The organism is Streptomyces sp. NBC_01171, assembly GCF_045039805.1.
Lineage (GTDB): Bacteria > Actinomycetota > Actinomycetes > Streptomycetales > Streptomycetaceae > Streptomyces.
The window spans coordinates 4,926,611-4,948,629 of sequence record NZ_CP108609.1 but is presented as its reverse complement, the minus strand read 5'-3'; the positions used below and the strand labels follow the sequence as shown (position 1 = coordinate 4,948,629).

27 protein-coding genes are annotated in these 22,019 nt (G+C 73.0%); 6 read left to right on the top strand and 21 right to left on the bottom strand.

What is annotated here, in order from left to right; genetic code table 11:
• Positions 1-47: 47 nt before the first annotated feature.
• The 11 genes from lgt to hisI all read right to left on the bottom strand — a co-directional run bounded on the left by lgt (position 48) and on the right by hisI (position 8,876).
• Positions 48-1,076, bottom strand: coding sequence for a prolipoprotein diacylglyceryl transferase (gene lgt, locus OG448_RS22810; protein ID WP_405556435.1), 1,029 nt, complete (start codon positions 1,074-1,076; stop codon positions 48-50).
• A gap of 85 nt (positions 1,077-1,161) precedes the next feature.
• Positions 1,162-1,935 carry a DsbA family protein gene (locus tag OG448_RS22805; protein ID WP_405556434.1) on the bottom strand — a complete coding sequence of 258 codons (774 nt, stop codon included), beginning with the start codon at positions 1,933-1,935 and terminating at the stop codon, positions 1,162-1,164.
• A gap of 81 nt (positions 1,936-2,016) precedes the next feature.
• Positions 2,017-2,835 carry a tryptophan synthase subunit alpha gene (gene trpA, locus OG448_RS22800; protein ID WP_405556432.1) on the bottom strand — a complete coding sequence of 273 codons (819 nt, stop codon included), beginning with the start codon at positions 2,833-2,835 and terminating at the stop codon, positions 2,017-2,019.
• Positions 2,832-4,118 carry a tryptophan synthase subunit beta gene (gene trpB, locus OG448_RS22795; protein WP_405556430.1) on the bottom strand — a complete coding sequence of 429 codons (1,287 nt, stop codon included), beginning with the start codon at positions 4,116-4,118 and terminating at the stop codon, positions 2,832-2,834. Before trpB ends, trpA begins: the two co-directional genes overlap by 4 nt.
• 61 nt (positions 4,119-4,179) lie before the next feature.
• Positions 4,180-4,401, bottom strand: coding sequence for a tryptophan biosynthesis modulator TrpM (trpM, locus tag OG448_RS22790; RefSeq protein WP_405556428.1), 222 nt, complete (start codon positions 4,399-4,401; stop codon positions 4,180-4,182).
• Between the two features lie 22 nt (positions 4,402-4,423).
• Positions 4,424-5,233, bottom strand: a complete 810-nt coding sequence (trpC, locus tag OG448_RS22785; RefSeq protein ID WP_030810008.1) for an indole-3-glycerol phosphate synthase TrpC — start codon at positions 5,231-5,233, stop codon at positions 4,424-4,426.
• A 133-nt stretch (positions 5,234-5,366) separates the two neighbouring features.
• The gene (locus tag OG448_RS22780; protein WP_405556425.1) at positions 5,367-5,810 is read right to left on the bottom strand and encodes a DUF2752 domain-containing protein; all 444 of its coding nucleotides are present in this window, start codon (positions 5,808-5,810) and stop codon (positions 5,367-5,369) included.
• Positions 5,811-5,902: 92 nt separating this feature from the next.
• A complete protein-coding gene (locus OG448_RS22775; RefSeq protein ID WP_030810012.1) occupies positions 5,903-6,160 on the bottom strand; it encodes an HGxxPAAW family protein in 258 nt (85 codons plus the stop codon).
• A gap of 160 nt (positions 6,161-6,320) precedes the next feature.
• Positions 6,321-6,959 carry a TIGR02234 family membrane protein gene (locus OG448_RS22770; RefSeq protein WP_405556423.1) on the bottom strand — a complete coding sequence of 213 codons (639 nt, stop codon included), beginning with the start codon at positions 6,957-6,959 and terminating at the stop codon, positions 6,321-6,323.
• Between the two features lie 49 nt (positions 6,960-7,008).
• On the bottom strand, positions 7,009-8,490 hold the full coding sequence (locus OG448_RS22765) for an anthranilate synthase component I (protein ID WP_405558898.1): 1,482 nt from the start codon (positions 8,488-8,490) through the stop codon (positions 7,009-7,011).
• Positions 8,491-8,495: 5 nt separating this feature from the next.
• The gene (hisI, locus tag OG448_RS22760; protein WP_391291385.1) at positions 8,496-8,876 is read right to left on the bottom strand and encodes a phosphoribosyl-AMP cyclohydrolase; all 381 of its coding nucleotides are present in this window, start codon (positions 8,874-8,876) and stop codon (positions 8,496-8,498) included.
• Positions 8,877-8,958: 82 nt separating this feature from the next.
• On the opposite strand from hisI, the gene OG448_RS22755 reads away from it, so the two are divergent.
• Together OG448_RS22755 and OG448_RS22750 are read left to right on the top strand one after the other, a co-directional pair.
• Positions 8,959-9,594, top strand: coding sequence for a TIGR03085 family metal-binding protein (locus OG448_RS22755; RefSeq protein ID WP_405556421.1), 636 nt, complete (start codon positions 8,959-8,961; stop codon positions 9,592-9,594).
• Between the two features lie 18 nt (positions 9,595-9,612).
• A complete protein-coding gene (locus OG448_RS22750) occupies positions 9,613-10,011 on the top strand; it encodes a VOC family protein (protein ID WP_405556419.1) in 399 nt (132 codons plus the stop codon).
• Between the two features lie 4 nt (positions 10,012-10,015).
• Here OG448_RS22750 and OG448_RS22745 read toward each other — a convergent pair whose 3' ends face one another.
• From OG448_RS22745 to hisD, 10 genes are all read right to left on the bottom strand, one after another.
• Positions 10,016-11,269 (bottom strand): MFS transporter, encoded by a 1,254-nt coding sequence (locus tag OG448_RS22745; protein WP_405556418.1) that lies wholly within the window; start codon positions 11,267-11,269, stop codon positions 10,016-10,018.
• A gap of 13 nt (positions 11,270-11,282) precedes the next feature.
• Positions 11,283-11,873: an ArsR/SmtB family transcription factor gene (locus OG448_RS22740; protein ID WP_405556416.1), complete on the bottom strand. Its 591-nt coding sequence runs from the start codon at positions 11,871-11,873 to the stop codon at positions 11,283-11,285.
• A 75-nt stretch (positions 11,874-11,948) separates the two neighbouring features.
• The gene (gene hisF, locus OG448_RS22735; RefSeq protein WP_405556414.1) at positions 11,949-12,704 is read right to left on the bottom strand and encodes an imidazole glycerol phosphate synthase subunit HisF; all 756 of its coding nucleotides are present in this window, start codon (positions 12,702-12,704) and stop codon (positions 11,949-11,951) included.
• A complete protein-coding gene (locus OG448_RS22730) occupies positions 12,701-13,096 on the bottom strand; it encodes a RidA family protein (RefSeq protein ID WP_399567223.1) in 396 nt (131 codons plus the stop codon). Before OG448_RS22730 ends, hisF begins: the two co-directional genes overlap by 4 nt.
• Entirely contained in the window at positions 13,093-13,818 is a 726-nt protein-coding gene (gene priA / locus OG448_RS22725; RefSeq protein WP_405556412.1) for a bifunctional 1-(5-phosphoribosyl)-5-((5-phosphoribosylamino)methylideneamino)imidazole-4-carboxamide isomerase/phosphoribosylanthranilate isomerase PriA, read from the bottom strand. The genes OG448_RS22730 and priA overlap by 4 nt, the downstream gene beginning before the upstream one ends.
• Positions 13,819-13,822: 4 nt before the next feature.
• Positions 13,823-14,464, bottom strand: a complete 642-nt coding sequence (hisH, locus tag OG448_RS22720) for an imidazole glycerol phosphate synthase subunit HisH (protein WP_405556410.1) — start codon at positions 14,462-14,464, stop codon at positions 13,823-13,825.
• On the bottom strand, positions 14,461-14,625 hold the full coding sequence (locus OG448_RS22715) for a hypothetical protein (RefSeq protein WP_031182916.1): 165 nt from the start codon (positions 14,623-14,625) through the stop codon (positions 14,461-14,463). The genes hisH and OG448_RS22715 overlap by 4 nt, the downstream gene beginning before the upstream one ends.
• Before the next feature lie 4 nt (positions 14,626-14,629).
• Positions 14,630-15,223, bottom strand: coding sequence for an imidazoleglycerol-phosphate dehydratase HisB (gene hisB, locus OG448_RS22710; RefSeq protein ID WP_405556408.1), 594 nt, complete (start codon positions 15,221-15,223; stop codon positions 14,630-14,632).
• Positions 15,220-16,344: a histidinol-phosphate transaminase gene (locus OG448_RS22705; protein ID WP_405556406.1), complete on the bottom strand. Its 1,125-nt coding sequence runs from the start codon at positions 16,342-16,344 to the stop codon at positions 15,220-15,222. The genes hisB and OG448_RS22705 overlap by 4 nt, the downstream gene beginning before the upstream one ends.
• Entirely contained in the window at positions 16,341-17,666 is a 1,326-nt protein-coding gene (hisD, locus tag OG448_RS22700; protein ID WP_405556404.1) for a histidinol dehydrogenase, read from the bottom strand. Before hisD ends, OG448_RS22705 begins: the two co-directional genes overlap by 4 nt.
• 232 nt (positions 17,667-17,898) lie before the next feature.
• Here hisD and OG448_RS22695 point away from each other — a divergent pair, with 232 nt between their 5' ends.
• From OG448_RS22695 to ybaK, 4 genes are all read left to right on the top strand, one after another.
• On the top strand, positions 17,899-19,482 hold the full coding sequence (locus OG448_RS22695; protein ID WP_405556402.1) for an oxidoreductase: 1,584 nt from the start codon (positions 17,899-17,901) through the stop codon (positions 19,480-19,482).
• Positions 19,483-19,637: 155 nt separating this feature from the next.
• A complete protein-coding gene (locus OG448_RS22690) occupies positions 19,638-20,654 on the top strand; it encodes a hypothetical protein (protein ID WP_405558896.1) in 1,017 nt (338 codons plus the stop codon).
• Positions 20,655-20,754: 100 nt separating this feature from the next.
• A complete protein-coding gene (locus tag OG448_RS22685; protein ID WP_405556400.1) occupies positions 20,755-21,495 on the top strand; it encodes an LON peptidase substrate-binding domain-containing protein in 741 nt (246 codons plus the stop codon).
• Positions 21,496-21,518: 23 nt separating this feature from the next.
• Positions 21,519-22,019, top strand: a complete 501-nt coding sequence (gene ybaK, locus OG448_RS22680; protein ID WP_405556398.1) for a Cys-tRNA(Pro) deacylase — start codon at positions 21,519-21,521, stop codon at positions 22,017-22,019.

The window sequence follows — 22,019 nt, the reverse complement described above, 5'->3', positions numbered from 1 at the left end:
GCCCGGTGGGGTTCCGGGCGCCCTTCGGCGTGCGTGCGGGGCTGAGATCAGCCCTTCTTGCCGGAGTCTGCGGTGTCCTTGATCCCGGCCTCGGCGTCGGGCTCGGCCGCGGTCGCGGGTTCAGCCTTCTCGGCCTTCTCGGCCTTCTCGGGCTTGGTCACATCGACCTTCGCCTCGTCCTTGCTTACGGGCTTGGTCTCGGCCCCGGCCTCCCCGTCACCGGCGTCCGCCTCAACCTCGCCGTCGCCCGGATCGTCGGAGGCACCCGGCTCGACCACCGTCTCCCGGCCCGGCCGGCGCCGGGCGGAGAGCACCAGGTAGGTCACGGCGAGCAGGAACACCACGACGGCGGTCCAGACGTTCAGCCGGACACCCAGGATGTGGTGGGCGTCGTCCACCCGCATGTACTCGATCCACGCGCGGCCCGTGCAGTACGCGGCGACGTACAGCGCGAAGGCGCGGCCGTGGCCCAGCTTGAAGCGGCGGTCGGCCCAGATGACCAGGAACCCGACGCCCACGCACCACAGCGACTCGTAGAGGAAGGTCGGGTGGTAGTAGCCCGGTACCCGGCCACCCTCGGAGGAGGTGATGTGCAGGGCCCAGGGCAGGTGGGTCTCGTGGCCGTACAGCTCCTGGTTGAACCAGTTGCCCCAGCGGCCGATGGCCTGCGCGAAGGCGATGCCGGGAGCGACGGCGTCGGCGTAGGCGGGCATGGCCACGCCCCGGCGGCGGGCGCCGATCCAGGCACCGAGCGCGCCGAGCGCGATGGCGCCCCAGATGCCCAGGCCGCCCTCCCACACCTTGAAGGCGTCCACCCAGTCGCGGCCCGGACTGAAGTACAGCTCGTAGTCCGTGATCACGTGGTAGAGCCGGCCGCCGACGAGGCCGAAGGGCACGGCCCACACCGCGATGTCGGCGACCGTGCCGGGACGGCCGCCCCGCGCGATCCAGCGCTTGTTGCCGAGCCAGACGGCGACGAAGACACCGATGATGATGCAGAAGGCGTAACCGCGCAGCGGGATGGGGCCGAGGTACAGCACCCCGCGCGACGGACTGGGAATGTAGGCAAGTTCCATGGCAGGACCGACGCTACCGTGCCGGGCCACGCGGTCGCCGTGCGGCCGGGCTACGGGTCCATAACGGGGAGGTGAGAAAACCCCCTCACCCGCGGTCGGCGCTCTCCACCATCTCCTTGAGCTTCTCGGGGGTCATGGACTGGTCCTGGTAGATGTTCTTGCCGCCGAACAGGACGGTCGGCGTGCCGCCGAAGCCGCCGGAGGCGAACGCCTGCTGGGAGCGGTCCACCCAACTGTTGTGGGTGCCGTCGTTCACACACTTGCGGAACGTGGGCGTGTCGAGGCCCTTGACCTTGCCCGCGAGGTCGATCAGCTTGCCGTTGTCCGCGAAGGCGTCGTCGGTCTCCGGAGGCTGGTTCTCGTACAGCACGTCGTGGAAGTCGCGGAACTTCCCGGCGTCCTGGGCGCAGGCCGCCGCGTTGGCCGAGTGCAGCGAGCCGGTGCCGCCCATGTTGCCGTCGATCAGCCGGACCAGGTGGTACTCGACCTGGAGCTTGCCCGCGTCGGTCAGCTCGTGCAGCGTGGAGCGGTACCGCGTCTCGAAGGACTGGCAGGCGGGGCAGCGGAAGTCCTCCCAGACGGTGAGCGTGGACTTGGCGCCCTCCTTGCCGACCGGGATCGCCAGGCTGTCCTTGCCCTGGGCGCCGGAGGGGGCCACGACCGGGCCCGCGTTCTTGCTGCCCTTGTCCTTGCCCGCGTTGGCCGCGATGACCCCGATCACCGCGGCGAGGCCCAGCACACCGACGACACTGACGCCGACGATCAGCGCGCGCCGGCGCTTCTCCGCGGACTTCTGCTTCTCGCGCTCGGCGGCCAGGCGCCGGCGGGCGTTGTTTCCGTCACGGTTGTTCTCGCTCACACCCCCTGAACGAACCGGGGAGGCGCAATGCGCCTCCCCGGCCGGAGGTCCACCCGTTCGAGTGACGTGGAGCGACCGAGGTCAGGCGGCCCGGCGGACACCCTTCGCCAGGTCGGCGGCGAGCGCACGGACCGCGTCGACTCCGGAGGCGTCGTCGGGGGCGTCCAGCATGCGCTTGACGAAGGCCGAGCCGACGATGACGCCGTCGGCGAAGGCGGCCACCTCGGCGGCCTGGGCCGCGTCGGAGACGCCGAGGCCGACACAGACGGGCAGGTCCGAGCGGGTGGCGCGGGTGCGCGTCACCAGATCCTCGGCCTGCGCGCCCACGGACTCACGGGTGCCGGTGACGCCCATCAGCGAGGCCGCGTAGACGAAGCCGCTGCCCGCGGCGGTGATCTCGGCGAGCCGGGCGTCCCGGCTGCTGGGGGCGACGACGAAGACGGTGGCGAGACCGTGCTTCTCGGCGTGCTCGCGCCACAGCGCGGCCTCCTGCACGGGCAGGTCGGGCAGGATGCAGCCCGCGCCGCCCGCCTCGGCCAGCTCGGCGGTGAACCGCTCGACGCCGTAGCGGTCGATGGGGTTCCAGTAGGTCATCACGAGCACCGGCTTGCCGGTGGCCGCGTGGGCCTCCTTGACCGTGCGCATGACGTCCGCGATCCGCACCCCGCCGCGCAGGGCGATGTCGTCGGCGGTCTGGATGACCGGGCCGTCGAGCACCGGGTCGCTGTGCGGCAGGCCGACCTCGACGACGTCGGCGCCGCCGTCGAAGGCGGCCTTGATCGCCTCGATGCCGCCGTCCACGGTGGGGAACCCGGCCGGGAGGTAGGCGATCAGCGCGGCACGGTCCTCGGCCTTCGCGGCGGCGAGGGTGTCCGACAGCAGGTTGATGTTGCCGCTCACTTGGCGTCCCCCTCGATCTCGGCGGTGTGGGCCTCGTCGGCCGCGACCTCGGCGTCGGTGTCGTAGAGCCCGAAGTACCGGGCGGCGGTGTCCATGTCCTTGTCGCCGCGTCCGGAGAGGTTGACGACGATCAGCCCGTCCGGGCCCAGCTCCCTGCCGACCTCCAGGGCGCCGGCCAGCGCGTGGGCGCTCTCGATGGCCGGGATGATGCCCTCGGTGCGCGACAGCAGGCGGAGCGCCTGCATGGCGGCGTCGTCGGTGACCGCGCGGTACTCGCCCCGGCCGGAGTCCTTGAGGTAGGAGTGCTCGGGGCCGATGCCGGGGTAGTCCAGGCCGGCCGAGATCGAGTAGGGCTCGGTGATCTGGCCCTCGTCGTCCTGGAGGACGTAGGAGCGGGAGCCGTGCAGGATGCCGGGCTCGCCCGCGGTCAGGGTGGCCGCGTGCTCGCCGGTCTCGATGCCGTGCCCGGCGGGCTCGCAGCCGATCAGGCGGACGCCTTCGTCGGGGATGAAGGCGTGGAAGAGGCCGATGGCGTTGGAGCCGCCGCCGACGCAGGCGATGGCGGCGTCCGGCAGGCGCCCGGCGCGCTCGAGGATCTGGCGGCGGGCCTCCACGCCGATGACGCGGTGGAAGTCGCGGACCATCGCCGGGAAGGGGTGGGGGCCGGCGACGGTGCCGAAGAGGTAGTGGGTGTGGTCGACGTTGGCGACCCAGTCGCGGAACGCCTCGTTGATGGCGTCCTTCAGGGTGCGGCTGCCGGACTTCACGGCCACGACCTCGGCGCCGAGCATGCGCATCCGGGCCACGTTGAGGGCCTGGCGCTCGGTGTCGATCTCGCCCATGTAGATGGTGCAGTCGAGGCCGAACAGGGCGCAGGCGGTGGCGGTGGCGACGCCGTGCTGGCCGGCGCCGGTCTCCGCGATGACGCGGGTCTTGCCCATGCGCTTGGTGAGGAGCGCCTGGCCGAGCACGTTGTTGATCTTGTGCGAGCCGGTGTGGTTCAGGTCCTCGCGCTTGAGGAACACACGGGCGCCGCCCGCCTCCGCGGCGAAACGGGGGACTTCGGTGAGCGAACTCGGCCGGCCCGTGTAGTTGACGAGCAGATCGTTCAGCTCGCGGGCGAACTCCGGGTCCGCCTTGGCCTTGTCGTACTCGACGGCGACCTCGTCCACGGCGGCGACCAGGGCCTCCGGGATGAACTTGCCGCCGAACGCGCCGAAATAGCCCTGGACGGTCGGGACTTGGCCCTCCGGGTCAGGGAAGAAGTAGTTGCTGCTGGGCATGCCAGTACCTCACGGTGAGTGCGTGTGAAATCGACACTATTCGCCGTGGGGGCGGGGATGGTTACTTGACCGCGGGCCGTTCGTGGCCGGTCGCGCCGCTCCCCGCGCCCCTGCGGGTCGGCTGTCGCCATCGCATGCCGTTCACCTGCCCGGGCTCGGCCCCGATGTGGTACCTGACCCTGCGGCCGTGGACCCGGCGGGCCGGGGCGCGGCAGCCACGGGGACGGCAGCCGCGCGCGAGGCGGGCGTGGCGGTCCACGGTGGTGGGCAGGGTGAGGGTCATCGGGGTCAAGCCTACCGGGGGATCAGCCGCGGCCGTGCCGCAGCGCGGGGTGCTCGCCCGCGGCCACCAGGTCGGCCACCGCCGTCTTGGGGTCGCGGCCGGTGACCAGGGACTCGCCGACCAGGACGGCGTCGGCGCCCGCGTTGGCGTAGGCGATCAGGTCGTGCGGGCCGCGTACGCCGGACTCCGCGATCTTGACCAGCTCGTCGGGGATCTCCGGGGCGATCCGCTCGAAGGTGCCCCGGTCGACCTCCAGGGTCTTCAGGTTTCGGGCGTTCACACCGATGATCCTGGCGCCCGCGTCCACGGCACGCTCGATCTCGTCCTCGTCGTGCACCTCGACCAGCGGGGTCAGTCCGATGGAGACGGCCCGCTCGATCAGCGACTCCAGCGCGGGCTGCTCCAGCGCGGCCACGATGAGCAGCACCAGGTCGGCACCGTACGCGCGGGCCTCCCAGAGCTGGTACGAGGTGACGATGAAGTCCTTGCGCAGCACCGGGATGTCGACGCGGGCGCGGACGGCCTCCAGGTCGGCCAGCGAGCCGCCGAAGCGGCGCTGCTCGGTGAGGACGGAGATGACGGCGGCGCCGCCCGCCTCGTAGTCGGCGGCCAGGGCGGCCGGGTCGGCGATGGCGGCCAGCGCGCCCTTGGAGGGGCTGGAGCGCTTGACCTCGCAGATGACCTTGACGCCGTCGCCCTTGAGGGCGGCCACACCGTCCTTGGCGGCCGGGGCCTGCGCCGCGCGCTCCTTGAGCTCGTCGAGGCTGACGCGGGCCTGCCGCTCCGCGAGGTCGGCCCGGACTCCGTCGATGATCTCGTCGAGCACGCTCACGCGAGCGGCCCCCTTTCAGCGGTTGGTCTGGGGCGGGTTCGAAAACCCATGGTCACTGCGATGGTATCCGGAGGAACTGCCATGGCTCGCATCCGGCGGGTGGCGGTCCCATTACCTGGACATTCCTTGTTGATCAAGGACGGATCCAGCCACCGACGGGCAGGTTCCGGACGACGGTGAAGAGCAGCAGCGCGGAGCCGACGACCCACAGCGGGGTGCGGCCGAGGACCAGGCGCATCGGCAGGCCCCGCGCGGCGCGGACCGCCCAGAGGGTCCACAGCACGGCGAAGGCGAGGTAGGCGGCGACTCCGGCCGCGTTGTCGTGCAGGGCACCCAGGAGGTCGCCGTGCACGAAGGCGTGCGCGCTGCGCAGTCCGCCGCAGCCGGGGCAGTACAGCCCGGTCAGTGCGTAGAGCGGGCAGACCGGGTAGTGGCCGGGCTGGTTGGGGTCGACGGCGCCGACGTAGGCGAAGGCTCCGGCCACCGCCGCGAGGACCCCGGCCGGGGTGGCCAGGCGCCGCCACAGGGGGGCTTCCTCGGGCGGAACGAAGGGCGGGGCACCGCTGTCGGCATTCACCCTGACATTCTGCCGTGGCCCCCGTGCGGACGCGCGAGGGGCGCCCCGGAGCCGTACGGACGGCTCGGGGGCGCCCCTCGCGGGTGCTTCGCTCAGCTCTCCGCGGCGACCGGCTCACGGGTGGCCGCGGCGGTAGGGCGGGCCGGGGCGGCGCTCGCCTTCGGCATACCGAGGCCCATGGAGCGCATGATCCAGCCCACGACGCCACCGAGGGCCACGACGACCATTCCGGCCCAGAAGCCGACGGGCTGGGCCATCACGATGAAGGCGCCCGAGACGCAGAAACCGATGAAGGCGATGATGACACCGGTCCAGGCGGCCGGGGTGTGACCGTGGCTGCTGCCCGCCATGACTTGCTCCTCGTTGCTGTCGAGTACATGCCGTACGCGTCGTACGGTCCGAGCCCGCCCGTCACTGTCCGAGCCGGGTCGCTCGTGGTCCATTGTCCCGTACGCCCCCGCCCGATCGACGCGGGGGTGGGAGTCTGGTTGCCCACACTCGGGCGGCGGTTCAGGCGCCCGTGGGGTCCTCGCCCCGGTCCAGGGCCTTCCAGATCTCCTCGGGACGCTCCGGGTCGACCGGGCGGGGGCTGCGCCGGGGACGGTCCGTGCCGCGCTCGTAGCGGCCGGACATGGCGGGCCAGCGGGCACCGTAGCGCAGCGCGAGGAGTCCGGCGAGCAGGATCAGCACGCCTCCGGCGGCGGCCGCGTAGGGCCAGGCGGTGTGGCTGAGGGCCTGGACGGTGGCCGAGGTGTCGCCGGTGGTGGCGGCCGCCTTCTCGTCCAGCGCGGAGCCGTCGGCGACCCCGGTGAGCGCGGCGGCGACGATGCCCGCGCCGGAGAGCGTGAGCAGCGCGGCGACGGCGAACCGGCCCGCCCGGCGCACCGCGAACACGGCGACCAGCGCGGCGAGGCCCACGACGGCGAGGGCGGCCGGGACGCCGGTGACGTCGCTGCCCGTGGCGGTCAGCGGGAAGTCGCCGCCGGCGACCGTCGCGGTCCCCTCTGCCCAGCGCTGCCGGGTCGCCAGCAGCGCCACGGCCGCGCCGAGGGCGCCGAACAGCAGGGCCGCGGCGAGGCTGCGCCGGCCGGAGCGGGCGGGCGCGGCGGCTTCGGAACGGGGGTGAGGTACGGCAGTCACGTACTCCACTATCGCCTGAACCCCGGACGAAGCGTCATCCGGGGTTCCCACGAAAGGGTCACACCGTGCCCAGCCGGTTGGCGGTGTGCACGGCGCGCAGCACGGCCGCCGCCTTGTTGCGGCACTCCTGGTCCTCCGCGACCGGGTCGGAGTCCGCGACGATCCCGGCTCCGGCCTGCACGTATGCCGTACCGTCGCGCAGCAGGGCGGTGCGGATGGCGATGGCGGTGTCGGAGTCGCCCGCGAAGTCGAGGTAGCCGACGCAGCCGCCGTACAGACCGCGCCGGGAGGGCTCGAGTTCGTCGATGATCTGCATCGCGCGGGGCTTGGGGGCGCCGGAGAGCGTCCCCGCCGGGAAGCAGGCGGTGAGCACGTCGAAGGCGGTCCGGCCGCCGGCGACCTCGCCGGTGACGGTGGACACGATGTGCATCACGTGCGAGTAGCGCTCGATCGACATGAAGTCGACGACCTCCACCGAGCCGGGCTCGCAGACCCGGCCGAGGTCGTTGCGGCCGAGGTCGACCAGCATCAGGTGCTCGGCGCGCTCCTTGGGGTCGGCCATCAGCTCGTCGGCGAGCGCCTGGTCCTCCTGCGGGGTGGCACCCCGGTGCCGGGTGCCCGCGATGGGGTGCACCATGGCGCGGCCGTCCTCGACCTTGACCAGCGCCTCGGGCGAGGAGCCGACCACGTCGAACCCGTCGAACCGGAACAGGTACATGTACGGGGACGGGTTGGTGGCCCGCAGCACCCGGTACACGTCGAGGGCGCTGGCGGTGCACGGCGTCTCGAAGCGCTGGGAGGGGACCACCTGGAACGCCTCGCCCGCGCGGATGCGCTCCTTGACGTCCTCCACGGCCTCCTGGAAGTCGGGGCCGCCCCACAGCGCGGTGTACTCGGGCAGCTCGGAGGGCGGCAGCACGGCCGGGGGCTGGGCGACCGGGCGGGCCAGGTCGGCCTCCATGGCGTCGAGCCGGGCGACCGCGTCGGCGTACGCCTCGTCCACGCCGGTGTCGAGGTCGTTGTGGTTGATCGCGTTGGCGATCAGCAGGACCGAGCCCTCCCAGTGGTCCATCACCGCGAGGTCGCTGGTGAGGAGCATGGTCAGCTCGGGCAGGTTCAGGTCGTCGCGCTCGCCGGGGCCGATCTTCTCCAGGCGGCGGACGATGTCGTAGCCGAGGTAGCCGACCATGCCGCCGGTGAAGGGCGGCAGGCCCTCCTGGTGCGGGGTGTGCAGGGCCTGGAGGGTGGCGCGCAGGGCGACGAGCGGGTCGCCGTCGGTGGGGACGCCGACCGGCGGGGTGCCGAGCCAGTGGGCCTGGCCGTCGCGCGTGGTCAGGGTGCCGGCCGAGCGGACGCCGACGAAGGAGTAGCGCGACCATGAGCGGCCGTTCTCGGCGGACTCCAGCAGGAAGGTGCCGGGGCGTTCGGCGGCGAGCTTGCGGTACAGGGCGACGGGGGTGTCGCCGTCGGCGAGGAGCTTGCGGGTGACCGGGATGACACGCCGGTCGGCGGCGAGCTTGCGGAAGGTGTCGAGGTCCATGGCGCTCACCGGTCCTCACCCTTGAGCAGCACGTCGGCGTCGAAGCAGGTCCGGTCGCCGGTGTGGCAGGCGGCGCCGGTCTGGTCGACCTTCACCAGCACGGTGTCGGCGTCGCAGTCCAGCGCGACCGACTTCACGAGCTGGACGTGGCCGGAGGTGTCGCCCTTGACCCAGTACTCCTGGCGGCTGCGGGACCAGTACGTGCAGCGGCCGGTGGTCAGCGTGCGGTGCAGCGCCTCGTCGTCCATCCAGCCGAGCATCAGCACCTCGCCGGTGTCGTACTGCTGGGCCACGGCGGGGACGAGGCCGTCCGGGTCGCGCTTGAGGCGGGCGGCGATCTCGGGGTCGAGGCCGCTGGGACGGGGGCTGCCGGTCGTACGGGTCATGGGTGCCATTGTGCCGTGCGGTGCCCGGGGTGACGTTCCGTGTCCGCTGCGTGGTCCTCGGGGGTGGCCGTACGCTGAAGTCATGTCGACCTTCGCCAAGCGTGAACGGCTCCTGCTCGCAGACCTCTTGGAAACCGCCGGCCCGGACGCACCGACCCTGTGCGAGGGCTGGACGGCCCGTGATCTGGCCGCACACGTGGTGGTGCGCGAACGGCGCCCCGACGCGGCCGCCGGGATGCTCGCCAAGCCACTGGCCTCCCGGCTGGACCGGGTGATGGACGAGTACGTGGGCAGGCCCTACGACGAACTGATCCGGCTGATCCGCACCGGCCCCCCGAAGTTCTCCCCGTTCCGGCTGAAGCAGGTGGACGAGGCGGCCAACACCGTCGAGTTCTACATCCACGCCGAGGACGTGCGCCGCGCCCAGCCGGACTGGAGCCCGCGCGAGCTGGACCCGGTGTTCCAGGACGTGCTCTGGTCCCGGCTGGAGCGCACGGCCCGGATGACCGGGCGGCACGCGCCGACCGGCCTGGTGCTGCGCCGCCCGGACGGCCGCACGGTGGTGGCGCACCGGGGCACCCCGGTGGTCACGGCGACCGGTGAGCCCGCGGAGCTGCTGATGTTCGCCTACGGACGGCAGGACGCGGCCAAGGTGGCGCTGGAAGGCGACGCGGACGCGATCACCTCCCTGCACGACAGTCGTCAGCTCGGCCTCTGACGAGAGCGGGACACCGCCATGATCAAGGTCGCCATGACCGGGGTGTACGTGGACGACGTGGCGCGGGCGCACGCCTTCTACACGGAGGTGCTGGGCTTCGAGACCCGGCACCACATGGACCTCGGCGACGGCGTGCTGTTCGTGACGGTGGGCGCGCCGCAGGGTGCCCAGCCGGACCTCCAGTTGCTGCTCGAGCCCGGCGGGGGCCCCATCGCCGAGCCCTACCGCACCGCGCTGTACGAGGCGGGCCTGCCGACCATCGTGTTCGAGGTGGACGACATGCGGGTGGAGTACGAGCGGCTGCGCGCCGCCGGTGTCCGGTTCACCCATCCCCCGCAGGCGCAGGGGCCGGTGCTGGCGGCCGTGTTCGACGACACGGTCGGCAATCTGGTGCAGCTCACCCAGCGCCTGCACTGACCGCTCAGGCGGGCAGTTCGGCCCGCCTGAGGTGCGGGAAGCACAGCACGACGACCCCGCCGAGTCCGCACACCGCGGCGCTGGCCACGAACACCGGCCCGAGCCCCCAGACGCCGATCGCGGTGGCCGCGAACGGCATGCTCAGCGGGGCGAGGCCCAGGCTGACCAGGCTGGCGACGGCGGTGATCCGGCCCAGGTAGGCGGGGTCGGCCTGGGTCTGGAGCAGCGCCCCGCACATCGCGCCGCTGAGCCCGGCGAGCAGCCCGACCAGCAGAGCCACGCCGACGGCTCCGGCGAGCTGGGGCACGTAGGCGAGGGCGCCGATGGCGACGGACCCGGCGAGGATCGAGCAGGCCGCGGTCAGCCCGGCGCGCGGAACCCGGCCGCGTACCGCGAGCAGCAGCGAGACGGCGCCCGCGCCGGCCCCGAACCCGGCGAGCACCCAGCCCATGCCGGCCGCGCCCCAGCCGCGCCGGTCGGCGAGCAGGGTGAGGCCGACGTTGAGCGGGCCGACGAAGCCGAAGTCGCCGAGCGCGATGGCCAGCATCAGCGGGCCGAGGACGCGGTGACGGCGGACATAGCGCAGGCCGTCCACCAGGCCGGCCCAGGCGGTGCCCGCCTCGCGGGCGGTCTCCTCGGCGGGGAGCGGCCTGATCCGGACGGTGATCAGCAGGGGCAGCGAGAGCGCGATGAGCGCTCCGGCCAGCCCGAAGGCGGTGGCCGCCCCGCCCGTGGCCACGCCGAGCCCGCCGAGCGGGGCGCCGACGACACCGGCGATCCGGATGGCGAGCCCGCGCAGGCCCTGCACGCGGGCGAGCTGGCCGGGTGCGGTGATCCGGGCGGGGAGCGCGCCGACGGCCGGCATGAAGACGGCGTCGACGGTGCCGAAGACGAGCGCCAGCGCGGCGAGCGGCCACAGTCCCGGCGTCGTGACGGACAGCAGCGCGGCCACGGCGAGCACGGCCGCGCACCGCACGGCGTCGCTGCCGACGACCACCCGGCGCGGCCCGAACCGGTCCGCGAGCACGCCGCCACCCAGCAGCAGCAAGGCTCTGGGCACCGCGCCGGCCGCCATCACGAGTCCGGCCTCCGAGGGGCTCCCGGCCCGCACGGCGGCCCAGGACAGGGCGATGTAGTAGACGTTGTCGCCCAGCATGGACGCGGTGTACGCGCCCAGCCAGCGCAGCACGTTGGGGTCACGGTGGGCCGCCCGGACGGCGTCGGTGACGGCCGGCGGTATGACGGTGGTGTCGGCCACCGGCCCGGCCTCCTCAGCCACGGAAGGGGAATCCGTACATGTGAAGGGCGACGTGTTCGCGTCCCTCGGTGTCTCCGGCGGCCACAGCGGCCCGTCCCTTCTCTTCGTACTTCCTGGCCAGCGCGGTCAGCTCCCCGCGGAGGGCGTCCAGTTCCCCGGCGGTCAGCCGCAGCAGGGACTCGCTGTCGGGGGCGGCCGCGTTCCACTCGGCGCTCCAGGTGGCCCGTTCGTCCAGGTAGCGGCGGTACATCTCGGCGCGCTGCTCATGGAAGAGCCGGGTGGCCGCCAGGTGGGCGGCGGCCTTCTCGGGCGCGTCCCGGAAGTCCCGGTCGCGGACGCTGATCCCCGCCGAGGCGGGTTGCCACCAGCGCTCGCGGCCGTCGGCGCCCTGTGCCGCCGATTCCTCGATGAGCCCGTGTTCGGCGAGCTTGCGCAGGTGGTAGCTGACGAGCGAGACCGCTTCGTCGACCTGCTCGGTGAGCTGGGAGGCGGTCGCCCGGTCGGCGACGCACAGCGCACGGTACAGCTTCATCCGCAGCGGGTGGGCCAGCGCCTTCAGCGTGCCCACGTCCGTGATCGGGAGGTCCCGCTCCTTGTCCGGCATGCCCACACCGTAGATAGGAAAGGAAAGTTGCACAATATTTCTTGCGCAACTTTCCTTTCGTATCACGCGCGGGGGTCAGCGGACCGGGTGGCCGGCCTCGCGCAGGGTCTGCTTGACCTCGCCGATACGGAGGTCGCCGAAGTGGAAGACGGAGGCGGCCAGCACCGCGTCCGCGCCCGCGTCGACGGCGGGCGGGAAGTGCGAGAGGGCGCCCGCGCCGCCGGAGGCGATGACCGGGACGGAGACGTGCTTGCGGACGGCCGCGAGCATGTCGAGGTCGTAGCCGTCCTTGGTGCCGTCGGCGTCCATCGAGTTGAGCAGGATCTCGCCCGCGCCCAGCTCGGCGGCCCGGTGCGCCCACTCCACCGCGTCGATGCCGGTGCCCTTGCGGCCGCCGTGGGTGGTGACCTCGAAGGAGCCGGACGGGGTGCGGCGGGCGTCCACCGAGAGGACCAGCACCTGGCGGCCGAACCGCTCGGCGATCTCGCGGATGAGGTCGGGCCGGGCAATGGCGGCCGTGTTGACGCCCACCTTGTCCGCGCCCGCCCGCAGCAGCTTGTCCACGTCCTCGGCGGTGCGGACGCCGCCGCCGACGGTGAGCGGGATGAAGACCTGCTCGGCGGTGCGGCGCACCACGTCGTAGGTGGTCTCCCGGTCGCCGGAGGAGGCGGTGATGTCCAGGAAGGTCAGCTCGTCGGCGCCCTCGGCGTCGTAGACCTTGGCCATCTCCACCGGGTCGCCCGCGTCGCGCAGGTTCTGGAAGTTGACACCCTTGACGACCCGGCCGTTGTCCACGTCCAGGCAGGGGATCACTCGTACGGCCAGGGTCATGAGGACACTCCTCGGAACGCCTCCACCTCGATCTCGACGACCAGGCTGGGGTCCACGAAACCGGAGACGATGATCATGGATGCGGCGGGCCGGACGGTGTCGAACAGCTCCTTGTGGGCGCGCCCCACATCGTCCACGTCCCGTGCGTGGGTGATGTACATACGGGTGCGCACCACATCGTCGCGGCCGAGACCCACCTGCGCCAGCGCGTCCAGGGCGACGCCGAAGGCGTTGACGGCCTGCTCGTACGGGCCGCCCCCGGCGATCTGCCCGTCCACGATGGAGGTGCAGCCGGAGACCAGCACCAGACCGTTGGGCAGCTCGACGGCGCGGGAGTAGCCGAACTGGTCCTCCCAGGGCGCGCCCGAGCCGATCCGGCGTACGTCGCTCACCGGGACACCGCCGCGAGGGCCTCTTCCAGCGTGAACGCCTCGGCGTACAGCGCCTTGCCGACGATGGAGCCCTCGACGCCGAGCGGCACGAGCTCGGCGATGGCGCGCAGGTCGTCCAGCGAGGAGACGCCGCCGGAGGCGACGACCGGGCGGTCGGTGGCCGCGCAGACGTTCTTCAGCAGCTCCAGGTTGGGGCCCTGGAGAGTGCCGTCCTTGGCGATGTCGGTGACGACGTAGCGGGCGCAGCCCTCCTTGTCGAGGCGGGCGAGCGTCTCGTAGAGGTCGCCGCCGTCGCGGGTCCAGCCGCGGCCGCGCAGGGTGGTGCCGCGTACGTCGAGTCCGACGGCGATCTTGTCGCCGTGCTCGGCGATGACCTTGGCGACCCACTCGGGGGTCTCCAGGGCGGCGGTGCCGAGGTTGACGCGGGTGCAGCCGGTGGCGAGGGCGGCGGCGAGGGTGTCGTCGTCGCGGATACCGCCGGACAGCTCCACCTTGATGTCCATGGCCCCCGCGACCTCCGCGATCAGGGCCCGGTTGTCACCGGTGCCGAACGCGGCGTCCAGGTCGACCAGATGCAGCCACTCGGCGCCCGCGCGCTGCCAGGCGAGGGCCGCCTCCCGCGGGGAGCCGTAGGAGGTCTCGGTGCCGGACTCGCCGTGCACGAGGCGTACGGCCTGGCCGTCGCGGACGTCGACGGCGGGGAGCAGTTCGAGCTTGGCCATGGTCTTAGAGGGTTCCGATCCAGTTGGTGAGGAGCTGGGCACCGGCGTCGCCGGACTTCTCGGGGTGGAACTGGGTGGCGGACAGGGCGCCGTTCTCCACGGCGGCCACGAACGGCCCGCCGTAGGTCGACCAGGTCACCGCGGGCGGGGTCATGGCCGCGTTGAGCTGCTCGAAGTCCCAGTCCTGCACGGCGTAGGAGTGCACGAAGTAGAAGCGGTCGGCGGGGTCGATGCCCGCGAAGAGCTGGGAGTCGGCCGGGGCGTCGACGGTGTTCCAGCCCATGTGGGGGACCACGTCGGCCTTGAGCGGGCCGACCGTGCCGGGCCACTCGTCCAGGCCCTCGGCCTCCACGCCGTGCTCGATGCCGCGCGCGAACAGGATCTGCATGCCGACGCAGATCCCGAGCACCGGGCGGCCGCCGGACAGGCGCCGGTCGACGACCCAGTCGCCGCGGGCCTCGCGCAGGCCGGTCATGCAGGCGGCGAACGCGCCGACGCCGGGCACCAGCAGGCCGTCGGCGTTCATCGCCTTGTCGAAGTCGCGGGTGATCTCCACGTCGGCGCCCACGCGGGCCAGCGCGCGCTCGGCGGAACGGACGTTGCCGAAGCCGTAGTCGAAGACCACGACCTTCTTGACGTCGCTCAACTCCACACCCCCAGCCGCATGACACCCGCGACCAGGCACATGGCCGCGCCGATGGAGACCAGCACGATCAGGCTGGCGGGCATCTTCTGCTTGACGAAGGAGATGATGCCGCCGACCAGGAAGAGGCCGACGACGATCAGGATGGTGGACAGTCCGGTCATGGGGTTACAGCGCGCCCTTCGTGGAGGGGAGGATGCCGGCCGCGCGCGGGTCGCGCTCGCTGGCGTAGCGCAGGGCGCGGGCGAGGGCCTTGAACTGGCACTCCACGATGTGGTGCGCGTTGCGCCCGTAGGGCACGTGCACGTGCAGCGCGATCTGGGCCTGCGCGACGAAGGACTCCAGGATGTGCCGGGTCATCGTGGTGTCGTACTCGCCGATCATCGGCGCCATCTTCTCGGGCTCGGTGTGCACGAGGTAGGGGCGGCCGGAGAGGTCGACGGTGACCTGGGCGAGGGACTCGTCCAGCGGGACCGTGCAGTTGCCGAAGCGGTAGATGCCCACCTTGTCGCCGAGCGCCTGCTTGAAGGCGGCGCCGAGCGCGAGGGCGGTGTCCTCGATGGTGTGGTGGGTGTCGATGTGCAGGTCGCCGTCGGTCTTCACGGCGAGGTCGAACAGACCGTGCCGGCCGAGCTGGTCGAGCATGTGGTCGTAGAAGCCGACGCCGGTGGCGATGTCGGTCTTGCCGGTGCCGTCGAGGTCGATCTCGACGAGGACCGAGGTCTCCTTGGTGGTGCGCTGCACGCGTCCTGTGCGGCTCATGCGTCAAGCTCCTTCTTCAGGTCCCGTACCGCGTCGAGGAACGCGTCGTTCTCTTCGGGGGTTCCGGCGGACACCCGCAGCCATCCGGGCACGCCGTTGTCCCGGACCAGCACTCCACGGTCGAGGATGCGCTGCCACGCGCCGTGGGTGTCCTCGAAGCGGCCGAACTGCACGAAGTTGGCGTCGGACTCGGTCACGTCGTAGCCGATGGCCCGCAGTTCGGCGACGAGCCGGTCCCGCTCGGCCTTGAGCTGCTCGACGTAGCCGAGCAGCGTGTCGGTGTGCTCCAGCGCGGCCAGCGCGGTCGCCTGGGTGATGGCGCTCAGGTGGTAGGGCAGCCGGACCAACTGGACAGCGTCCACCACGGCGGGGTCGGCGGCCAGGTAGCCGAGGCGCAGGCCGGCGGCGCCGAACGCCTTGGACATGGTGCGCGAGACCACCAGGTGGGGGCGGCCTTCCAACAGCGGCAGCAGCGAGTCGCCGTGGCTGAACTCGATGTACGCCTCGTCCACGACCACCATGGACGGCTTCGCCGCCTGCGCGGCCTCGTACAGCGCGAGGACCGTCTCCGGCGGGACGGCGTTGCCGGTGGGGTTGTTGGGGGTGGTGATGAAGACGACGTCGGGCCGGTGCTCGGCGATGGCGCGCTCGGCGGCGGGCAGGTCGATGGTGAAGTCCGCGCCGCGCGGCCCGGAGATCCAGCCGGTCCCGGTGCCGCGCGCGATCAGCGCGTGCATCGAGTACGACGGCTCGAAGCCGATCGCGGTGCGGCCGGGGCCGCCGAAGGTCTGGAGGAGCTGCTGGATGACCTCGTTGGAGCCGTTGGCCGCCCATACGTTCCGGGCGCCGAGGGGGTGGCGGCCGGTCGTGGTGAGGTACTTGGCGAGTTCGGTGCGGAGCTGGACCGCGTCCCGGTCGGGGTAGCGGTTCAGGTTCCGGGCGGCCTCGCGCACCCGCTCCGCGATCCGCTCGACCAGCGGCTCCGGCAGGGGGTAGGGGTTCTCGTTGGTGTTCAGCCGGACGGGGACGTCCAACTGGGGCGCGCCGTAGGGGGACTTGCCGCGCAGCTCGTCACGGATGGGGAGTTCGTCCCAGGGGGACTGAGTGCTGTTGCCGGTCACTTGGTCCCCGGTACCTTCCAGCCGAAGCGGGCCTTGACGGCCGCGCCGTGCGCGGGCAGGTCCTCCGCCTCCGCGAGGGTCACCACGTGGTGGGCGACCTCGGCGAGTGCGCCCTCGGTGTAGTCGACGATGTGGATGCCGCGCAGGAAGGACTGCACGGACAGGCCCGAGGAGTGGCAGGCGCAGCCGCCGGTGGGCAGCACGTGGTTGGACCCGGCGGCGTAGTCCCCGAGGGAGACCGGCGCCCACGGGCCGATGAAGACCGCGCCCGCGTTGCGCACCCGGTCGGCGACGGCGGCCGCGTCGCGGGTCTGGATCTCCAGGTGCTCGGCGCCGTACGCGTCGACCACCCGCAGGCCCTCCTCCACGCCGTCCACGAGGACGATCGCGGACTGCTGCCCGTTCAGCGCGGGCACGATCCGGTCGTCGATGTGCTTGGTGGCGGCGACCTGCGTCTTCAGCTCCTCCACCACCGCGTCGGCCAGGGCGACCGAGTCGGTGACGAGGACGGCGGCGGCCAGCGGGTCGTGCTCGGCCTGGCTGATCAGGTCGGAGGCCACGTGCACCGGGTCGGCGGTGTCGTCGGCGAGGACGGCGATCTCGGTGGGACCCGCTTCGGCGTCGATGCCGATCTTTCCGGTGAAGAAGCGCTTGGCGGCGGCGACCCAGATGTTGCCGGGGCCGGTGACCATGTTGGCGGGCGGGCAGGACTCGGTGCCGTAGGCGAACATCGCCACGGCGGTGGCGCCGCCGGCCGCGTACACCTCGTCCACGCCGAGCAGGGCGCAGGCGGCGAGGATGGTCGGGTGCGGGAGGCCGTCGAACTCGGCCTGCGCGGGCGAGGCGAGCGCGATGGACTCGACCCCGGCCTCCTGCGCGGGCACCACGTTCATGATCACGGAGGAGGGGTAGACCGAGCGGCCGCCGGGCGCGTACAGCCCGACCCGGTCGACGGGGACCCACTTCTCGGTGACGGTGCCGCCGGGGACGACCTGGGTGGTGTGGGTGGTGCGGCGCTGGGCGCGGTGGACCAGGCGGGCCCGGCGGATGGACTCCTCCAGGGCGGCGCGCACGGCCGGGTCGAGGGCCTCCAGCGCGTCGGTGAGCGCCTCGGCCGGGACACGGACGGATTCCAGCCGTACTCCGTCGAACTTCTCCGCGAAGTCGATCAGTGCCGCGTCGCCACGATGATGCACGGCCTCGCAGATCGGACGCACCTTCTCCAGGGCGGCCGAGACGTCGAAGTCGGCTCGGGGTAGCAGGTCGCGCAGGGCGGGGCCCTCGGGGAGGGCGTCGCCGCGCAGATCGATTCGGGAGATCACACTCCCAATTCTCTCAGACCGGCGCCGGGCCCCGTCCGCGCGTATCAATGGCTGATACAGAACCTGGGACAACCGGTGGCACAGTGCGTGGCCGGAACCCGCGAATTCACCCTCACTATGTGTGTCGGACCTGTCACTCAGCGGGCATGAGCCGGGGAACGACGTGTGGGACGGACGTGGGCGGCGGGCCGGGCGGTGACGCCCGTGGCCGGCTCGCGGGAGAGGAGCCGCGGTGACCGAGGCACTGGCGGCGGGGCCGGGCGCCCAGGAGCTGCCGGACGATCTGACCCCGGCCGAGGCGGGCATGTGGCAGGCGTTCCGCAACGGCAGCGTGTACGACCTGAGCAGCGGCGAGCCCGGCGTGGACGATCCGCACGGCGGCGTCCCCTGGGGCCCGGAGCGCAGTGTGCGGGCACGGGTGGTGTGCTGGCTGCTGCTGGACGGGCCGCCCGCGCTCGCGGGCCGGGTCTCCTCGCTGAAACTGACCGGGGTGCGGATCACCGGCACGGTGGACCTGGCGGGCGGCACCGTCACGCCGTACGTGGAGCTGCGGGGCTGCCGGTTCGACGACGAGGTCCGGGTGCCGGAGGCGCATTTCACCACCGTGCGCCTGGTGGACTGCGCGGTGCCCCGCCTTGAGGCGGCGCGGGTGCGCACCGAGGGCGATCTGCATCTGGCGCGCTGCCGCTTCCGTACCGGCATCCGGCTGACCGACGCCCGGATAGGCACCGACCTGATGCTGAACCAGGCGGTGGCGCACCGGGACCGGAGCGGGCGGTCCATCGCGGCGGACGGCATGACGGTCGGCCAGGACCTCCAGGCGGAGATGCTGGAGTCGTACGGCGAGCTGCGGCTGCGCGGCGCCCAGGTCGGGGTGTCGCTGAGCCTGCGCGGGGCCCGGCTGTCCAACCCGTACGCCCGGCTGGCGCTGAACGCCCCGCAGCTCACGGTCGAGCGGACCCTGTATCTGACCCCCGCCGCGGTGGGCAGCCCGCTGCTGACCGGGACGACACCGGCGCGCGGTACGCGGGTGCAGCGGTTCGAGTGCCGGGGCGGGATGCGGCTGGACGACGGCCGGTTCGGGGACGCGGTGGACCTGGAGGGGGCGCGGTTCGTGCTCGCCGACGACCAGGAGCTGTCGCTGCGCCGGGTGCAGACGCCCGAGCTGCGCTTCCTCGGGGAGCGCCCGCCGTCGGGCCGGGTGGTGCTGTCGGGTGCCCGGATCGTCAACCTGGTGGATCACGTGGGCAGTTGGCCGGAGCCGGGGAACCTCCAGATGGGCGGCTTCGCGTACGAGAACCTCGTACCGCGCGGTCCCTTCCCGCTGGCCCACCGGCTGGACTGGGTGGCGGCGGCGACCGCCGAGTACCACCCGGAGCCGTACGAGCGGCTGGCGGCCGTGCTGCGCGCGGCCGGAGAGGACGAGGACGCCCGCGACGTACTGCTGGCCAAGCACCGCAGACGCCGCGAGACGCTGCCGCTGGCGGCCAAGCTGTGGGGGTACGCGCAGGACTGGACGGTCGCCTACGGGTACCGGCCGGGCCGGGCCGCGCTGTGGCTGGCGGTGCTGTGGGCGGCGGGCACGCTGACGTTCGCGCACGCCGACCCGCCCCCGGCGCACTCGGAGGACCATCCGGCGTGGAGTCCGGCGCTGCTCACGCTGGACCTGCTGCTGCCGGTGATCGACCTGGGCCAGCTCGACCAGTGGCGCCTGCGCGGGGCGTGGCCGTGGCTGGCGGCGGCGCTGATCATCCTGGGCTGGGTGCTGGCGACGGCGGTGGCGGCGGGGGCGACGCGGCTGCTGCGGCGGAGCTGACGCGAGGGTGCCCAGGGGGCGCGTGCGGCGCTTTTGGTGGCAGGGGCCTGACAATGGTGGAAAAGCTACCTTTTTGCGGTTCCTTGACCCTCGGCGGCACAACCTTCCACAACTTGTCCCGACCCTCTGGCGCGGGCCCGACCTGCGGACTTTCAATGGTCGGCACCATGGTTCTGCTGCCGGCGTTCCTCCGCCCCACCCGGAAGACACGACGCGCCTCGCGCCCGGACTCCCCCGCACCGGCCGACGACGTCATCCTCGACGCGCCCGACGACCGCCTCTCCCCCGCCCTGGTCTCGGCCGGGCAGGGCGAGTTCACAGTCGCCGCCGCCCTGCTCGCGGCCACCCGCGCGGCGGCCCAGTGGGAGGAGCGCGACGCCTACGCCACCCGGCTCGCCGCCTTCGCCCGCTCCCGCCCCGAGTGGTTCGAGGCGTGGCGCGCGGCCGACCCCGGCGACCCCGGCGTCCTGCTCGTCGGCGCCCAGTTGGCCGTGGACCGCGCCTGGCCCTCGCCCGGCCGCGCCGAGCTGCTGCGCGAGGCCAGCCCGCTGATCACGGCCGCCGCCCGCGCCGACGACCGCGACCCGGTGCCCTGGCGGATCGCGCTGGACCACGCGCGCGGCTCCCGCGCGGGCCACCGCTACTTCGAGGAGCTGTGGGAGGCGGCCGTACGCCGCTCCCCGCACCACTACGGCTGCCATGTGGCCGCGCTGCGCTATCTGGCCACCTTCTGGCACGGCTCGCACCGCGAGTGCTTCGACTTCGCCGAGCCGGCCGCCCAGGACGCCCCGCCCGGTTCGCTGGTGCAGGCGCTCCCGCTGCGGGCCGCCTTCGGCTACCTCACCGACGCCTGCGGCCCCGAGGTGCCCCGCGACCGGCTGCTCGCGGCGGCCGACCGCGCGGTGGCCCTCTCCGCCCGGTTCCCGGCCGCCGACCCCCGCCTCGCCCAGGTCCGCAACAAGCTGCTCTACGTCCTGCTGCGCCTGGAGCGCTGGGAGGAGGCCCGCACCCAGCTCGCGCTGATCGGCCCGTACGCCACCTCGTATCCCTGGAGCCGGGTGTCCGAGGACCCGCTCGGGCACTTCCTGCGGCTGCGCGACGCCCTGCTGACCGACGCCCCGCCCGCCGCTCTGGCCGCCCTGCTCCCGGCCCCGCCGCGCGCCCACGTCTGAGCCCGGCGAGGGCCGACGGGGGCGGGCCGGGCCGGGATCGGTGAGACTGCCGCTGGCGCCGCGGACGCTCCCACGCCCCGGACCATTAGGCTGGGGCGTCGTGACCACCGCCCGCCTGCCTCTCTTCCCGCTGAACACGGCGCTGTTCCCGGGCCTCGTGCTGCCGCTGTCCGTCTTCGAGGAGCGTTATCGCGCCATCATGCGCGAGCTGCTGAAGACCCCGGAGGACGAGCCGCGCCGGTTCGTCGTCGTGGCGATCCGCGACGGCCATCAAGTGGCGCCGAGCGCCAAGGGCCTGCCGGACCCCGACGCCGACACCGAGGAGGGCCCGGCGGCCGGCTTCGGTCCCGACCCGCTCAAGGCGCTGCACCGGGTGGCCTGCGTGGCGGACGCCGCGACCATCCGGGAGCGTCCCGACGGCACCTTCGAGGTGCTGTGCACCGGCACCACCCGCGTCCGGCTGCTCTCGGTGGACGACTCGGGGTCGTTCCTCACCGCCGAGGTGGAGGAGCTGCCGGAGGAGCCCGGCGACGAGGCGGGCGCACTCGCCGAGGGGGTGCTGCGCTCCTTCCAGCAGTACCAGAAGCGGCTGGCGGGCGCTCATGAGCGCTCCATCTCCGCCGACTCCGACCTGCCGGACGACCCCAGTGTGATCTCCTACCTGGTGGCGGCCGCGATGGTGCTGGACACCCCGACCAAGCAGCGGCTCCTCCAGGCCCCGGACACCGCGTCCCGGCTGCGGGACGAGCTGAAACTGCTTCGCGCGGAGACGGCGATCATCCGTAGTCTGCCGTCACTGCCCGCGTTCGAGCTGACGCGGGCGCGCACCAGTCTGAACTGAAGGAACCGAGGCCGGCACCCGCGATGGCGAAGAAGTCCAAGAAGCAGCAGGCGGGCGGCACGCCCGCCACGGTGGCCCTCACCGCGGCGGGCGTCGGCCACACGGTCCACTCCTACGAGCACGACCCCGCCCACCCCTCCTACGGCGAGGAGGCGGCCGAGGCGATGGGCGTCTCCCCCGACCGTGTCTTCAAGACCCTGGTGGCCGACGTGGACGGCACCCTGACCGTCGCCGTGGTCCCGGTCTCCGGCACGCTGGACCTGAAGGCGCTGGCCGCGGCCGTAGGCGGCAAGCGGGCGGCGATGGCCGACCCCGCGCTCGCCGAGCGCACCACCGGCTATGTACGCGGCGGCATCTCCCCGCTGGGCCAGCGCAAGAAGCTCCCCACCGTGCTGGACGAGTCGGCCGGGGCGCACCCCACGATCTGCGTCTCGGCGGGCCGGCGCGGCCTGGAGGTCGAACTCGCCCCGGCCGACCTGGCCACCCTGACGAAGGCCGTCCTGGCGCCCATCGGCCGCGGCTGA